Origin of the sequence: Nocardia sp. NPDC087230 (assembly GCF_044744725.1) — a bacterium.
GTDB lineage: Bacteria > Actinomycetota > Actinomycetes > Mycobacteriales > Mycobacteriaceae > Nocardia > Nocardia canadensis.
In genome coordinates, this window is the sequence record NZ_JBIUYV010000017.1 from 1 (window position 1) to 14639 (window position 14639).

14 protein-coding genes are annotated in these 14639 nt (G+C 70.0%); 4 read left to right on the top strand and 10 right to left on the bottom strand.

The genetic code is table 11. From position 1 onward, the window contains the following. Nucleotides 1-593: 593 nt before the first annotated feature. Complete coding sequence (locus ACIO52_RS31160; protein ID WP_218715903.1) at nt 594-1082, top strand: MarR family winged helix-turn-helix transcriptional regulator; 489 nt, start codon at nt 594-596, stop codon at nt 1080-1082. A gap of 60 nt (nt 1083-1142) precedes the next feature. Here the strand turns inward: ACIO52_RS31160 and ACIO52_RS31165 are convergent, their stop codons facing one another. Both ACIO52_RS31165 and ACIO52_RS31170 read right to left on the bottom strand, forming a co-directional pair. Then, nucleotides 1143-1547, bottom strand: coding sequence for a hypothetical protein (locus tag ACIO52_RS31165; protein WP_218715904.1), 405 nt, complete (start codon nt 1545-1547; stop codon nt 1143-1145). A gap of 79 nt (nt 1548-1626) precedes the next feature. After that, nucleotides 1627-3123, bottom strand: a complete 1497-nt coding sequence (locus ACIO52_RS31170; RefSeq protein WP_342802221.1) for an NAD(P)/FAD-dependent oxidoreductase — start codon at nt 3121-3123, stop codon at nt 1627-1629. A 90-nt stretch (nt 3124-3213) separates the two neighbouring features. Between ACIO52_RS31170 and ACIO52_RS31175 the strand changes: the two genes are divergently transcribed. The 3 genes from ACIO52_RS31175 to ACIO52_RS31185 are packed head-to-tail and all read left to right on the top strand — an operon-like array spanning nt 3214 to nt 6140. After that, a complete protein-coding gene (locus ACIO52_RS31175; RefSeq protein ID WP_218715910.1) occupies nt 3214-3741 on the top strand; it encodes a YdcF family protein in 528 nt (175 codons plus the stop codon). A gap of 56 nt (nt 3742-3797) precedes the next feature. Continuing rightward, the gene (locus ACIO52_RS31180; RefSeq protein ID WP_402648885.1) at nt 3798-5387 is read left to right on the top strand and encodes a GMC oxidoreductase; all 1590 of its coding nucleotides are present in this window, start codon (nt 3798-3800) and stop codon (nt 5385-5387) included. Between the two features lie 30 nt (nt 5388-5417). Then, a complete protein-coding gene (locus ACIO52_RS31185) occupies nt 5418-6140 on the top strand; it encodes a VIT family protein (protein ID WP_316573747.1) in 723 nt (240 codons plus the stop codon). Between the two features lie 6 nt (nt 6141-6146). On the opposite strand, the gene ACIO52_RS31190 is transcribed toward ACIO52_RS31185, so the two are convergent. From ACIO52_RS31190 to ACIO52_RS31225, 8 genes are all read right to left on the bottom strand, one after another. Beyond that, nucleotides 6147-7721, bottom strand: coding sequence for a Na+/H+ antiporter (locus tag ACIO52_RS31190; protein WP_402648888.1), 1575 nt, complete (start codon nt 7719-7721; stop codon nt 6147-6149). 53 nt (nt 7722-7774) lie between these two features. After that, nucleotides 7775-8380 carry a hypothetical protein gene (locus ACIO52_RS31195; protein WP_316573745.1) on the bottom strand — a complete coding sequence of 202 codons (606 nt, stop codon included), beginning with the start codon at nt 8378-8380 and terminating at the stop codon, nt 7775-7777. Nucleotides 8381-8516: 136 nt separating this feature from the next. Then, complete coding sequence (locus ACIO52_RS31200; protein ID WP_218716277.1) at nt 8517-9476, bottom strand: MlaD family protein; 960 nt, start codon at nt 9474-9476, stop codon at nt 8517-8519. Beyond that, nucleotides 9473-10522 carry an MlaD family protein gene (locus tag ACIO52_RS31205; RefSeq protein ID WP_218716276.1) on the bottom strand — a complete coding sequence of 350 codons (1050 nt, stop codon included), beginning with the start codon at nt 10520-10522 and terminating at the stop codon, nt 9473-9475. Before ACIO52_RS31205 ends, ACIO52_RS31200 begins: the two co-directional genes overlap by 4 nt. Further along, entirely contained in the window at nt 10519-11607 is a 1089-nt protein-coding gene (locus ACIO52_RS31210; RefSeq protein ID WP_402648891.1) for an MlaD family protein, read from the bottom strand. Before ACIO52_RS31210 ends, ACIO52_RS31205 begins: the two co-directional genes overlap by 4 nt. Beyond that, on the bottom strand, nt 11607-12614 hold the full coding sequence (locus tag ACIO52_RS31215; protein ID WP_218716274.1) for an MlaD family protein: 1008 nt from the start codon (nt 12612-12614) through the stop codon (nt 11607-11609). The genes ACIO52_RS31210 and ACIO52_RS31215 overlap by 1 nt, the downstream gene beginning before the upstream one ends. Further along, a complete protein-coding gene (locus ACIO52_RS31220) occupies nt 12602-13606 on the bottom strand; it encodes an MlaD family protein (RefSeq protein WP_316573742.1) in 1005 nt (334 codons plus the stop codon). The genes ACIO52_RS31215 and ACIO52_RS31220 overlap by 13 nt, the downstream gene beginning before the upstream one ends. Then, nucleotides 13603-14637, bottom strand: coding sequence for an MlaD family protein (locus ACIO52_RS31225; protein ID WP_316573741.1), 1035 nt, complete (start codon nt 14635-14637; stop codon nt 13603-13605). Before ACIO52_RS31225 ends, ACIO52_RS31220 begins: the two co-directional genes overlap by 4 nt. Nucleotides 14638-14639: the final 2 nt, after the last annotated feature.

Consider the following 14639-nt stretch of genomic DNA (forward strand, 5'->3'; position numbering starts at 1 on the left):
AGGCCGGAACCAATAATAATATTGGCACTGACATTCATCGACACACTATTGAGTTCTCAAAGAACACACGCACAAGCATCCACCCGCAACATTTCATCGGGGCTTCAGTCAGGGCAAGGGTTCAAACTTTAGCGCAGGCAATCCACCGAAGCAAGTCCGGCGAACAGTGAGCCCGCACACATGATCAGTCAGGCGCTCATCGTCCTACCTCGTTTCCCTGCACCACCCGCCAGCCTCGAGAGGCCCAGCAGATCGGCACCGGGTCGGTGTCCGTGTCGCTCTGACTCGAATTAAGTTACGCAGCCGCGAACGCGAAGTCAAATCGCCTGGTAGACGCGGTGTTTCCCACCCCTATCCGACCCGCCCCGCAACCTTCCGCGTCCACCACGGAGCCGGCGGCGCCGCAACGCGGCAACCAACCGGCGACGGCGATCCATTAGCAACTGATCAATTGTCCAGGTGAAGTCGATCGCCAAAACTTCCCTCTACCTGCCGACATGACATGGCCCACGTAGACACCACACCCCCTCCGATATACAGTTTCCCGACGTTCAGCAATTCTTCAGTTAACACTGGGGTGAAAGGAGGCCGAGGTGACGGAGGAACTCGACTCGGTCGAACGTCGCGCCTGGAGCGCGGTGGTCACCCTCGCGATGCGAGTGCCGAGCGCACTCGACTCGCGGCTGCAACGCGAGTTCGGTGTGACCCATTTCGAGTACCGGGTGATGGCGCTGTTGCGCGAGGCGCCGGACCATCGGATGCAGCTGAGCCTGCTCGCCGCCAGGGGGCACGGGTCCATCTCCCGGCTGTCCCATGTGGTGTCCAAACTGGAACGGGTGGGGTGGGCCAAACGCGCGGCGGCGGAATCGGGGCGCGGGGTGGACGCGGTACTCACCGAGAGCGGGCTGGCCAAGGTGGCCGAGGCGACGCCGGAGTACCTGGTCGCGGTGCGCAGGCTGGTGCTCGACGGGCTCGACGACCCGCAGAAGGCCGAGCTGGCCGCGCTGGGGGAACGGCTTTCCGATCATCTGCTCGACACCCTCGGTGATCCCGACGCCGGCGAACCGACACTCGCCTACTGACCTCGTACGACACGACGCCGCCCCGGTCGATGACCGGGGCGGCGTCGTCGGTAGCGGGAATCAGACGTTGTGCGGGCGCCAGGTGGCCACCGCCCAGATCACCACGACATTGATGATGATGATCAGGATCGACCACCACGGGTAGTACGGCAGCCACAGGAAGTTCGCGATGATCGCGAGTGCGGCGATCACCATGGCCATCACCCGGCCCCAGGTCTGACCGGCCAGCAGGCCGATCGCGACGATCACCGCGATCGCGCCGAGGACGATGTGCCACCATCCCCAGGCTGTCAGGTCGAACTGATAGAGGTACTCGGGACCGACGACGATCAGATCGTCGTTGGCGACAGCCGAGATACCTTCCAGGATCTGCAGGACACCGACCACGGCCAGCAGAATGCCTGCGCCGATGGAGGTTCCTGCCGCGATTCCCTCGCGTACCGGGTGCTGATTCTGATCTGTCATCGCTCGGCCTTCCCGTCTGGTCAACGGATGTGCCACCACGGCACACGCCAACGGTAGGAACCAGACGGGGCCGCGCGCCTCACCCGTTGTGGGTGAACTCGCCTACCCGGTGGATCGGGCGCAGCGTCTTGCCGAGGTCGGTGCGCAGCGTGATCAGCGCGTCGAGCAGGTAGTTCTGTCTGACCCGCCATGGATGGCGGTCGCCCTGCCTGGGGAAGGCGGCGATCGAGCGCAGGACATAGCCGGCGTTGAGGTCCAGCAGCGGGCGCTCGGTGAGCGAGCGCTTCGGCTCCGGGACGACGGCCGGCACGCCGGTCCGGTCCAGGTGGGCCAGGACCTTGCAGACCAGGCGCGAGGTGAGGTCGGCGCGCAGCGTCCACGAGGCATTGGTGTAGCCGACGCAGATCGCGAAGTTGGGCAGGCCGGTCAGCATCGCGCCCTGCCAGACGAATTGCTCCGACAGCGGGACCGGGGTGCCGTCGACCGCGGGCGCGATCCCGCCGAAGGCGAGCAGCCGCAGGCCGGTGGCGGTGACGACGATGTCGGCGGGCAGGACCTCGCCCGACTCGAGCCGGATGCCCTCGGGCACGAACCGGTCGATCCGATCGGTGACGACGGCGGCCTTGCCCTTCTTCATCGCCTTGAAGAAGTCGGCATCGGGGGCGGCGCACAGGCGCTGGTCCCAGGGGTCGTAGTCGGGGGTGAAGTGTTCGGCGACCAGCTTGTCGTCTTTGAGGATGCGGGTGGTGAGGCCGGTGAGCAGCTTGCGCGCGGCGGCGGGGCGACGGCGGCAGTACTGGTAGAAACCGATGTTGAACAGGATGTTCTTGGTCCGGATCAGCCGGTGCGCGAGCCCGGCGGGCAGCAGGTCGCGGATCTTGTCGGCCTGCTTGTCGCGGCCGGGCACGGCGCTGATCCAGGTGGGGGTGCGCTGCAGCATGGTGACGTGCTCCGCCTCGTCGGCCAGCGAGGGCACCAGGGTGACGGCGGTCGCGCCGCTGCCGATGATGACGATCCGCTTGTCGCGCACGTCCAGGTCGGTGGGCCAGAACTGCGGGTGCACGATGGTGCCGTCGAAGTCGGCGCGGCCGGCGAACTCCGGGGCGTGCGGCTGCTGGTAGTCGTAGTAGCCGGCGCAGGTGTAGAGGAAACCGCAGGTCAGGGTGCTCAGTTCGGGACCATCGGGGCCTTCGTGGGCGATGGTGAGCCGCCAGCGCGCCTGCGCCGAGGACCAGTCCGCGCCGATCACCCGGGAACCGAAGCGGATGCGGCGGTCGATGCCGTTCTCCCGCGCGGTCTCGCGGATGTAGTCCAGGATCGAGGCGCCGTCGGCGATGGAGCGGGCCGCGCGCCAGGGCTTGAACGGGTAGCCGAGGGTGAACATGTCCGAGTCGGAGCGGACGCCCGGGTACCGGAACAGGTCCCAGGTACCGCCGAGATCGGCGCGGGCTTCGAGAACGGCGTAGCTGCGGTGCGGGTGTTCGGTCTGCAGCCGGTACGCGGCCCCGATGCCGGACAGTCCGGCGCCGACGATGACGACGTCGAGGTGTTCGGGGGCAACGGCGGAGTCGGTCATGGGGTCCAGTGTGCACCCTTCGCTATCCTCGGTGCAGTGTCGATCTTTCGGCGTGCGGGATGGTTGCTCGTCGGCGCACTGGTCATCGTGATGGGGGCGACGTTCGCCGGGTGGCCCGTCTTCGTCAACCCGCAACTGGACCCGCTGCGCCGCGCCGATGTGATCGTCGTCCTCGGCGGTACCCCCTACGAGCGCTTCGACCTCGGGATCGAGCTCGCCCAGCGCGGCTACGCGCCCGAGGTGCTGATCTCGCAGTCCACGGGAGCCGACGATCCGATGATGGACAAGTACTGCGGCGGCCGATTCGCCTTCCGGGTCTCGTGTTTCGTGCCGGACCCGTGGACCACCGACGGTGAGGCGCGCGAAATCGTGCGGCGGGCAAAGATTTACGGGTGGCACCACATCATCGTGGTGACCTTCACGCCGCATGTCTCCCGCGCCCGCTACATCGTCGGCCGGTGTTTCGACGGCGAGATCACCATGGTCGCCAGTCCCACCGAATCCGGCCTGGAATTCTGGGCGTGGATGTATGTGCGCCAATCCGCCGGGTATGTCCGGGCTTTCGTCAACCAGCATTGTGAGACCTCCGGAAATTCCGCGTCCCGGCTTCTAGAGTGACACCGAGCGCGGCCGGGTGCCGGGCCGCGCTGGTAGCACGGGCGAGAGGACCGCCGATGCTTGTCGAGGACCTGCGCACCGTCGGAGACGACGCGCTGCGCACCCAGATCTGCGTCATCGGCTCGGGCCCGGCCGGGCTGACCGTCGCCACCGAATTGGCCGCGGCGGGTCTGCAGGTCCTGGTTCTGGAGAGCGGGGACCACGAAATCGGTCCCACCGAGCCGGAATTCGCCGCCATCGACAGCGTCGGCGCGCCGCGCCTGCCCCGCGACCGCATCGCGGGCTGCCGGGTGCTCGGCGGCAGCTCACACGTCTGGGCAGGCCGCTGCGGATTGCTCGACGATCTCGACTTCGCCACCCGCCCGTGGGTGCGCCGGTCGGGCTGGCCGCTCGAGGCGACCGCCCTGCGCCCCTATGCCGAGCGCGCCGCCGCGCATGCCGGACTCGGGCACGGCACCGGGTTCACCGATGCCGAGTTCTGGCCGCTGGCCGGGCGTCCGGCGCCCACCCCGCTCGACACCGCGTCGCTGCGCCCGTACTTCTGGCAGCTCAGCCGCGATCCGGTGCAGCGCTTCGCCCCGAAGCGCTGGGGTCCCGCCGTCCGCGACATCGTCGCTCCCACCGCCCGGGTGCTGGTGAACGCGACCGTCACCCATCTCGACACCGATGCCACCGGCGCGCACGTGAATTCGGTCGAGGTCACCGGCGCGGGCGGGCGGGTGCGCACCGTCGAGGCGCGGATCTTCGTACTCGCGGCAGGCGGGATCGATACGCCACGACTGCTGCTTGCCTCGCGACGACGGGTCGCGGGCGGCATCGGGAACCGGTACGACCAGGTCGGGCGCTATCTGATCGACCATCGCAGTGGCGTGGTCGCCACTCTGTCCCCCGCGGCCGCCGGCGCGGCGCTGGCCCGATTCGGCAGGTATGTGGTGCGTGGACCGCGGGGCAAACACACCTACCAGCACGGGGTCGCTCTGTCCCCCGAGGTCCAGCGCGGGGAGTCGCTGCTCAACTGCGCGCTGTGGTTGCAGGAGGTCACCGCGCCCGACGACCCGTGGGACGCTGTGCAGCGGGTGCTCAGCGGGAAGGGCCGCCGGCGCGACGGTCGGATCATGCTGTCCGGCACCGGGCTGCTGCTGGCAGGCGCGCGGCGCAGGCTGATCGACGGGGTCGGGCTGCCGCATCGGCTGACCGGCGTCGAGGTGTGGGCGATGGTCGAGCAGGCGCCCGATCCGGACAGCCGGGTGCGGTTGTCCGAGCGCACCGACCCGGTGGGCATGCCGCTGCCCCAGGTGGATTGGCGTATCGACGCGCGTGAGGACGCCACCGTGCGGCGGGCGACGGCGCTGCTGGTCGCGGAGTTCGCGCGGCTCGGGCTGCCCGCGCCGCAGCTCGTGCCCGCGGCCCGGCCCGGCAGTACCGAGCCGCTGGCGCTGGCCGATCGGGCGCACCCGAGCGGGACCACCAGGATGTCGGCCGATCCCCGGCACGGGGTGGTCGACCGGCAGTGCCGGGTGCACGGAGTGGACAACCTCTACATCGCGGGCAGTTCGGTGTTCCCGACGAACGGGCATGTCAACCCGACGCTGACCGTGCTCGCGCTGGCCGTGCGCCTGGCCGACACCCTGCGCGCCCGCCTCTGATCCGGCCGCGTCACGGACTAGGCTGACCGGGTGCAGGACTCGTCACCGACCTCCCATCCGCACGAACCGCACGCGGAAGGTCTCGCGTCGCGGTTGAACTGGCTGCGCGCCGGCGTGCTCGGCGCGAACGACGGCATCGTCTCCACCGCGGGCCTGGTGGTCGGTGTCGCCGCGACGACCAACAACGCGCACACGATCCTCACCGCGGGCGTGGCGGGTCTGGTCGCGGGCGCGATCTCGATGGCCGCGGGCGAGTACGTGTCGGTCAGCACCCAGCGGGATTCGGAGAAGGCGCTGCTGGCCAAGGAGCGCAGGGAACTGGCCGAGGATCCCGAGGCCGAACTGGCCGAGCTGACCGGCATCTACGAGGCCAAGGGGCTGAGCCCGGCGACCGCGCGCACCGTCGCCGAGGAACTCACCGCCCACGACGCGTTCACCGCGCACGCCGAGGCCGAACTCCGGCTCGACCCCACCGAGCTCACCAATCCGTGGGCCGCGGCGGGCTCCTCGGCGGTCGCGTTCACCTGTGGCGCCCTGTTGCCGCTGCTGGCGATCGTGCTGCCGCCCGCCTCGTGGCGGGTGCCGGTGACCTTCGCCGCGGTGCTCGTCGCGCTGGCCGTCACCGGGTCGGTGAGCGCGCAGCTCGGTGGCAGCCATCGGGGCAGGGCGGTGCTGCGGGTGGTGGTCGGCGGCGCGCTGGCCATGGCTGTCACCTACGCGATCGGGATGCTCACCGACACACTGGGTGGGTGAGACGGCTCAGCGGGTCGGCCCGAGGTCGAGCCTGCGGGTGACACGGTCGACGACGTCGGGCGGCATGCCGGGTTCGCGGCGCGCGGCCTGGGCCTCGCGCCTGCCCGCCTCGATGACGGCCAGGCGGACGGCGCGCATCTGGGAGGCGAGCTTGCGCTCCTTGTCGAGGGTGGCCTTGGCGTCGGCGTCGGCCGCTTCGGGGTCGGCCTTGGCCGAGAGGTGGCGCAGGGTGTCCTTGATGTCCTCGTAGACGTCCTCGGGCAGGTCGTCGCGGGCGGCGATCAACTTGAGCTCGGCGAGTTCGGCCCGCACCACTCTCGTCCACAGCTGCTGCTCGACGGCACGCTCCTGCCGGGTGTCGGCGTGCACGCCGGTGATCCGGACGATCAGCGGCAGGGTCGGGCCCTGCACGAGCAGGGTGAACAGCACGACGGCGAAGGCGACGAACAGGATCTCCGAGCGGGCGGGGAAATCGGCGCCGGCGTCGACGGTGAACGGCACGGCCAGGGCCAGCGCCACGGTGGCCACCCCGCGCATCCCGGCCCACCAGGTGACGACCACCTCGCGCCAGGTGAACGGCTCGTCGGTGTAGCGCCGCAACCGGGTGCTCACCGCCCAGGTGACCAGCAGCCAGGCCAGCCGCAGCCCGACGACGACCGCGATGACCGCGGCGGTGACCCCGGCCAGCGAAGACCAGTCGTGCCCGGTGGTGTCGATGACCACGCGCAGTTCCAGGCCGATCAACGCGAACGCGAAACCGGTGATCAGCATTTCGGCGATGTCCCAGAACGCGTCGGCGACCAGGCGGTAGTCGCGATCACCGATCTCGGTCACCGCGTCGGTCAGGTACAGCGCGCAGACCAGCACCGCGAGCACGGCCGAGCCCTCCCAGTGCTCGGCGACGCCGTAGGCGACGAACGGCAGCAGCAGGCTCAGCGCCACCTGACCGGTCGCGTTGTCGAGGTACATGGTGAGCTTGCTGCCCACCCAGCCCAGGACCAGGCCGACCACGAGACCGACCACCGCGGCGAGCACGAAGTCGCCGAGCGCGTGCCACGGCGAGAACAGGCCGGTCACCACGGCCTGGATGCCGACGGTGTAGATGACGATCGCGGTGACGTCGTTGAACAGGCCCTCCCCGCCCAGGGTGACGATGAGCCGCCGGGGCAGGCCGAGCCTGCCCGCCATCGAGGTCGCCGCGACCGGGTCGGGCGGGGCGACCAGCGCGCCGAGCACCAGCCCGGCCGCGACGGCCGTCGCCGGATTCCAGGCGTGGAACACCGCGGCCACCGCGACGGCGGTGACGATCACCAGACCGACCGCGCGTAACGCGATGATCTGCCAGTTCTCCGCGAACTGCCGCCAGGAGGTGCGCCGGGCGGCGGCGTAGAGCAGCGGCGGGAGTACCAGCGGCAGGATCAGTTCGGGCGGGATGTTCAGGCTCGGGACGGCGGGGATCAGCGCGAGCAGACAGCCGAACACCGTCATCAGGATGGACGGTGCGATCCCCACCCGGCCGCCGAGCGATTCGGCGAGCACCGTCACGAGCAGGATCACCAGAGTGAGCACCAACTGGTCCATAGCGGATCAGTCTCACCGACGGTGACGACGCGCGGCGGGCGACCCGCCGCCCGTCACGGCAGTACGGCCGCGGCGGGCGGAACGAAGATCGGCGGCAGCGGGAACGGCAACTGGATGACCGGCGGCGGTGGAGGCGGCGGCGGAGGCGCCGGTGCGGGCACCGGAATCGGCTCGGGTTCGGGCGGGGGCGGCGGCTCGTAGACCGGCGGCTCGTAGGCCGGGGGTGGCTCGAAGGCGGGCGGCGCCTCGACGGGTGCCGGTTCGGGCGGCGGCGGCTCCGCGGGCGGGGGCGGCGGCGCGGGGGCGGCGGGCACCGCGGCGTCGGGGGTGGTCACCGTGCACTGCCACTGGCCGTCGGTCTCGACCCGCCAGTGGGCGACGATGCCGCCCGCCGAGCAGTTCCCGCCGACCCGCCGGGCGGGCCACGGTGGCGCGAACGCGGCTTCCTGGCCCGACACCTCGTCGCCGACCGGCAGACCGTGAGAGTCCGTCCCCATCGGATCGACCGTGGACGGATCGTTCTCGTCACCCTGATTCGCGCGCAGTACCAACCCGAGGGCGACGACCAGCGCCAGCAAGGCGGCCAGCACCGCCGCGATCGCGATCACCCGAGTACTGCTTCCGGTCCCCTGGTCGGGATCCTCGCTGCTCTCTGCCATGGATCGCACCGCCTTCGCCCACTGGACTCGGACTGCCTCGTCCAGCAGGCTACCGCACGGTTGCTCGAACGCGGCCCGGCTCGAGCGGACAACCACTGTCCAGGGCGTATTCCTATATTCAGTGGTTGCCGGATGTTTACCTGATCGCGACCCGCACCTTCACCGCGTCGGCGTCGGTGTTGTGCAACGCCTGGGCGATGAGCGTGCTGAGGTCGATCTGCGGGCCCGCCGCGGTGAGCGATTCGGTGAGCGGGCGCAGACCGGGCAGCAGAGCCGAGAGTTCGGGACCGAGCTCGTTCAGTTTCGCGGTGAGCTGCTGGAGGAACGGCACCAGGCCGCCGTCGCGCAGATACATCTCCGGGTCACCGCCCGCCGCGCTGACCCGGCCGACCGACTCGACGAACTCGTCGATGACCTGGCTCAGCCGCACGAAGGCCGGCGCGGCGGCCGAGGTGGCCGGTCCGGCCCAGCCGATGTCGCCGGAGACGAACTCGAAGTTGTTCTGCAGCTCGGCGATCGCGGGCGCCCTGCTCATGATGGCCGCGGCGAGCAGGTCACCCGCCCTGGCCAGCTCCGGGATGACGTTCTCGGTGCCGGTCATCGCCTGGCCGAGGGTGTCGACGAGCGATCCGACGACCGCCGGGTCGAGTTGCTCGACGGTCTTGGTGACCAGCCGCGCGACCTCGGGGATCGACATCGGCGTGCGCACGTTCTCCCCCGACAGCCGCTGGCCGTCGGTCAAGTACGGCCCGTCGGCGCTGCGCGGCACGAACTGCACGTACGGCTCGCCCAGCGAGGACAGGTGCTCGATGGTGACGATGCTGCTCATCGGCACCTTGTTCGCGGCGCCGAATTCGAAGCCGACCCGCACGCCGCCGGTGGCGGCGGTGTCCACCGCGGTGACCTTGCCGATCTCGATGCCGGTCAGCAGGATCGGCGAGCCGACGCTGAGACCGCCGGAGTTCGCCAGCTCGATCGAGGCCTCGGTGTAGTCGGCGAACGGGTCGACCCGCACCACCCCGAAGGTCAGGTAGCTCGCGCCGAGCACGGTGATGGCGGCGATGCCGCCCAGTGAGGCCAGTGCACCGATCTTCATCGCACCATTCCGATCATCCGCAGCGCGGTCACGATCTGGTCCACCTGCTCCTGCTCGGAGACCCGCACGCCGGTGACGTTCACCTTCGGGCCGCGCTCGGCGAAGGGGATCACCTTGTCGCGCAACAGCGCGGTCAGCAGCGCCATGTTCGTCGACGAGCGCAGATCGGCCGAGCCGCCGGTGGCCAGCGGCAGGAACGCGGTCGCCGCCGCGTCGCCCGCGTTCGCGATCGGGGCCAGCCAGGTCAGCGAGGAGCCGACCGGGCCAAGCGCCAGGAAGACGGCCATGGTCTTGGCGATCGAATCCTGGGTGCCCGAGAGGGCCCGCACGGCTTCGGGAGTGAGGATGTGGGTGAGCTCGGCCTCGATGCCGACCATGATCTCGGCATTGGCGGCCAGGCCGTTGACCAGCAGGTCGACCTGGTCCAGGTGCGCGGCCAGGTCGGCGGCGTCGGCGCCCATGACCGCCGAGATGCGCGCGGTCTCCTTGGGATCGGCCGGCATCACCGAGTTCACCCGGCCGATCATCTCCTGCAGCTGACCGATGGCCCCGCCCTGCACGAACAGCGCCATGGTGGCCATCGTGTCTTCCAGCTGCACCGGCGGTTTCGTGCGTTCGATCGGGATGGTGCCGCCGTCGCGCAGCAGCGCGCCGAAGCCGTCCTTCGGGGTGGTCAGCGCGACGTGGATGTCGCCGAGGATGGTGTCCTGGCGCAGTTCGGCGATGGTGGTCGTCGGCAGCTGCACGGAGTCCTGGATGTCGGCCTCGACGACGACGTAACCGCCGCGACCGGCGGGCGCGTCGGCGGGCTGGATCACCCGCACGGTGTCGACGGTGCCGATCTCGGCACCGTTGGCGATCACCTTCGACTTCGCGGGCAGGTTCAGCGCGCTGCTGAACTCGATCTGCACCCGGTAGGTCGGGCCCGAGACGGCGGAGCCGGGCACCGGCACCTCGGCGGGATCGAAGCCACAGCCGCCGACCGCGAGACCGGCCGCGACCACCAGCGCGATCATGCCGCGCCGCAGTGTCTTTCGCGGGTTCATCGGGCACCTGCCATTCCCAGCACGACCTGCACGAGGTTCACATCGGTCAGGCCCTGCGCCGGATCGGCGCACTGCCCGGGGAGCAGCGCGTTCACCGCGGCGCACACCTGGTCGGCCTCGCCGCCGGGCAGCGCCACCTTCGGCGCGGCGTAGGTGATCGCGGTGCCGCTCGCGGCGCTCTGGAAGGCCGAGGTCAGCGCGGGCATCTTCAGCACCACCTCGCGCAGCGATCCGACGTTGGCGCGCAACAACTTCACCAGCGGGACCGCGCCGTCGAGCGCGCCGATCAGCGGGTCGCCGAGGATGGTGGTGAGGTCGTTGAGCATCGGCAGCACCTCGCGCAAGCCGTCGAACAGCGAGGTGGCCGGGCCGAGCAGGTCGTCGGAGGCCTGGTTGAGCAGCGGCGCCAGCCGGACCAGCATCGACTGCAGATCGCCCCAGTTGGCGGCGACCCGGTTCGACACCGAGGCGAACGCGTCGAACAGCCCGGCCAGATGGCCGATGTCGGCGTCGGGCTTGTTCATCGCCGAACCGAGCTTGTGCACCAGTTCGTTGACCGTCGGGCCGACGCCCTCGGTCGCGCGATCCAGCGAGGACAGCCCGTCCGCGAGCGCGCTGGGCTGTCCGGCCTCGACGCCGGAGAGTTCCTCGGACAGGCTGGCCAGCGCGGTCAGCGTCTCGGTGATGGACTTGGGCGTCAGCGTCTTGGTGATGCAGCCGCCGGTGAACTGCCTGGTGTCCTTGCCGCTGGTCAGCACGGCCAGATTGCGGTCGGCGGCAACGGAATACGCGACCGTGGTCGCGGACGCGTCGGCGTAGACCGGATAGTCGGCGTCGACCTCGAATTCGACGCGCACCTTGGCGCCCTCGTTGCGCACCGCGGTCACCTCGCCGACGTCGATGCCGCGCATCGTGACGTGGTTGCCCGGGTAGAGCCCGATCGCGTCGGGCATGAGCGCGCAATAGGATTCGGTCTCCTTCAGCGGATCGAAGGTGACGAAGTAGCCGGCGATCACCAGTACCGCCAGCACGCCGACCCCGGCGATCGACATGAACGCCTGGGATCCGAGCAGTCGTTTCAGCATCAGCACGCCTTCCCCGGCAGCGGCACGCAGACGCGCGCGCCGGACTGGTCGACCACGACGCCCGCGTCCGGGGTGACCAGCTGCGACAACTTGGTCTGCAGGTCGTGCACGGTGCCCAGGACCGGCTCGAACCCGCCTTCGAGTTGCCGCAGGCGCGGCAGCGCGTCGGCCAGCGCCTGGGCCTGCGGCTTCAGCGTGGCATCCCAGCTGGGGGCGAGCCCGGCGAGCCGGTTCACCACCGAGACCAGCAGCCGGACCGCCTCGGCCAGTTCGGCTTTCTTGCTCAGCAGCACGTCCTCGAGCATGTTCACGTTGTCCATCAGCCGGCCCAGGTCGGACTTGGCGCCGTCGTACATGGAGATGTACTCGTCGAGGATCGCGATCGACTTCGACACTTGCGAGCGCTGCCGGTCGAGCATGTCGACGTACTTGCCGACGGTGTCGAGGGTGGAGCGCAGCGCCTCCGGGGAGGCCGCGATCGCGGTATTCGCGGCGGCCAGGTTCTTGCGCACGGTGTCGCCGTCGACGGCGGCCAGCGGCGTGGTGGCGTCCTGGAAGGTCTCGATCAGGCTGTACGGCAAGCGGATTCGGTCGGCGGGGATCGGCGCGTCGCCCAGCGGGCGGGAACCGGCCGGGTAGAGCGCGACGTAATGACCGCCGACGACGGTCAGCATGCGCACGTCGAGGGAGGTCTGGTCGCCGACGAAGACGTCGGAGTCGACGGTGAACTCCATCAGCACCTTGTCCGGCTTCAGCTCGAGCGAGACGACGCTGCCGACCGAGATGCCGGCCAGGCGCACGTCGTCGCCCTCGCGCACCGACTGCGCCTCGCTGAGTTCGGCGGTGTAGGTGTGTTTGCCCAGCGGCACCACGTAGATCACCGCGGCGCCGACGATGAACAGCACCACCAGGCTCAGGCCGATGATCCCCATCCGCAGTTCGCGGGCGCGCTTGCCCGCCTCGTCCAGGATCGGGCGATCTCCGGAGAAGAATCTCAGGCGTTGCATACCGTCACCTTCTGTCCGGCGATCAGCACCTGCAGCGGCGCGGGTACCTGGGCGGCGCCGTTGCTGCAGTGCGGCGTGAAGTCGGCGAAGTCGCGCGAGAGCGACGCGTCGACCGTGGCCAGCAGCCCGGGCAGCCGCCCGAAGACCGCGACCGCCTCCTGCGGGTCGGGGAACAGACCGCGGATCATCGCGTCGACCTCGGCGCTGCCGCCCTCGACCAGGCCGAGCGAGGCCAGCAGCCGGTCGACCGGCGCCAGCACCGACGGCGCGGTCATCGCGAACTGCGCGACGCCGCCGATATTGCGCTGCATCGCTTCGAAGATGTCGGTGAGCCGGGCCAGCAGCGGCAGCAGGTAGCCGACGCGGCCGCCGTGCCGATCGCCCAGCGTCGACAGGTTGCGGATCAGGGTGTCGATGACCTGCTGACGGTCCTCGGCGTAGCTCGCGAGCTGGTCGATCGCGGTCAGCGCGGGACCGAGGCCGCTGCCGTCGCCCTCGATGACGGCGAGCATGCTCGCGGTGAACTGGTTGATCGCCTCCGGCGACAGCGTCGCCAGCACCGGCTTCAGCCCGCTGAACAGGCTGGTCACGTCGAACGACGGGACGGTCATGTTCGCGCCGATCCGGGCGTCGGCCGCGATCCGGGTGCCCGGGTTCGGGGCCTGTTGCAGGTCGATGTAGCGCTGGCCGGTCAGGTTCTGGTACCGGATGGCCAGCTTGCTGTTGTCGTAGATCGGGGTGTCGGTCTTGACGGTCAGGTGGACCTTGGCCTTGTCACCCTCGAGGCTGATCTTCTCGATCTTGCCGACCTGCACGCCGAACATCCGCACGTCGTTGCCGACCTTGAGGCCGTTGGCGTCGGTGAACAGCGCGTCGTGTGCCTCGGTGTCTCCGGAGACCGGGCGCTTGATCAGGGTGAAGACGAGCCCGAGCACGGCCAGCATGACCAGCGAGAACACGCCGAGTCGCAGTGCGACGCCACGAATCTTCATCGCGCACCGGCCTTTCCGAACAGCGGTACCGCGATCGCGGGCACCCCGCTGAGCTCGACGTCGAGGTTGAGCACCGGGCCGTCCGGGCCGTCGGGCATGGCACCGCGCAGGTTGGTCAGCAGGGCCTGCAGGTCGGCGCCGGTCTGCCGCGGGTTCGGCGACATCTGGGCCAGCGCGAACAGCATCGGCGCGAGCATGTCGGTGGTCTCGGCGAAGTGGCCGCCCGCGGTGGTCAGCGTGGTGGTCAGGGCGGGCAGGATGCTGCCGCCGATCACGCCGACGCCGATGTCGTAGCGGTCCTTGTCGACCTGGGTCACCTTGATGTCGCTGAGGGTGTCGATCACCTGCATGGTGGCGCCGGCGAACTGACCGCCGCCGTCGAAGGCGGGACCGAGCTTGCCGAACAGCTCCGAGGGCGCCACGTCCTGGTTGTCGGCGATGGTCTTCGCCATCGTGATCAGCGCCTGGACCAGCGGGGTGAAGGCCTTGAAGTCGGCGGCCAGCTGGGAGATGACCGTCGCCATCTGCGGGCTGGTCACCGTCATGCCGACCTGGGACAGGCTGCGCAGGATGGCGCTCATGGTGGCGTCGTAGACGCGGCCGGAGTTGGCGCCGGTCAGGTCGAGCACCGCGCCCGCGCGCAGCGGGGCGCCGCCGGTGCCGCGGCGCAGCTCGATCTCGGCGATGCCGAACAGGTTGGTCGGGGCGTAGTCGACGGCGAGGCTGTCGTCGATGCCGTGCAGCCGGTCGGCGTCGAGCAGCAGCGAGATCCGCTGGGTGCCGCGCTCGCCGGGGGCGACCTCGGCGACCTCGCCGACGGTGACGCCGTCGATGCGGACCTGGCTGCCCGCGCTGATGCCGTCACCGAGGTGTTCGGTGTGCAGCGCGATCCGCAGGCCCTCTTCGGTCGTCAGATTGCGGTAGGCGACCGTGGCCAGCACGACCGCGGCGATGATGCCGAGGATGATCGCGCCGGTCAGCCGCGAGGTGCGCCGATCGGCGGCGACGCCGGGCATTCCGTAGTTAGGCACTA

Bases quoted from the DNA above. Each gene is read 5' to 3' on its own strand.
- ACIO52_RS31215 (WP_218716274.1), bottom strand. From the start codon at position 12,614: ATGCAACGCCTGAGATTCTTCTCCGGAGATCGCCCGATCCTGGACGAG.
- ACIO52_RS31220 (WP_316573742.1), bottom strand. From the start codon at position 13,606: ATGAAGATTCGTGGCGTCGCACTGCGACTCGGCGTGTTCTCGCTGGTC.
- ACIO52_RS31180 (WP_402648885.1), top strand. From the start codon at position 3,798: ATGCTTGTCGAGGACCTGCGCACCGTCGGAGACGACGCGCTGCGCACC.
- ACIO52_RS31195 (WP_316573745.1), bottom strand. From the start codon at position 8,380: ATGGCAGAGAGCAGCGAGGATCCCGACCAGGGGACCGGAAGCAGTACT.
- ACIO52_RS31205 (WP_218716276.1), bottom strand. From the start codon at position 10,522: ATGAACCCGCGAAAGACACTGCGGCGCGGCATGATCGCGCTGGTGGTC.
- ACIO52_RS31200 (WP_218716277.1), bottom strand. From the start codon at position 9,476: ATGAAGATCGGTGCACTGGCCTCACTGGGCGGCATCGCCGCCATCACC.
- ACIO52_RS31165 (WP_218715904.1), bottom strand. From the start codon at position 1,547: ATGACAGATCAGAATCAGCACCCGGTACGCGAGGGAATCGCGGCAGGA.
- ACIO52_RS31170 (WP_342802221.1), bottom strand. From the start codon at position 3,123: ATGACCGACTCCGCCGTTGCCCCCGAACACCTCGACGTCGTCATCGTC.
- ACIO52_RS31210 (WP_402648891.1), bottom strand. From the start codon at position 11,607: ATGCTGAAACGACTGCTCGGATCCCAGGCGTTCATGTCGATCGCCGGG.
- ACIO52_RS31190 (WP_402648888.1), bottom strand. From the start codon at position 7,721: ATGGACCAGTTGGTGCTCACTCTGGTGATCCTGCTCGTGACGGTGCTC.
- ACIO52_RS31175 (WP_218715910.1), top strand. From the start codon at position 3,214: ATGGGGGCGACGTTCGCCGGGTGGCCCGTCTTCGTCAACCCGCAACTG.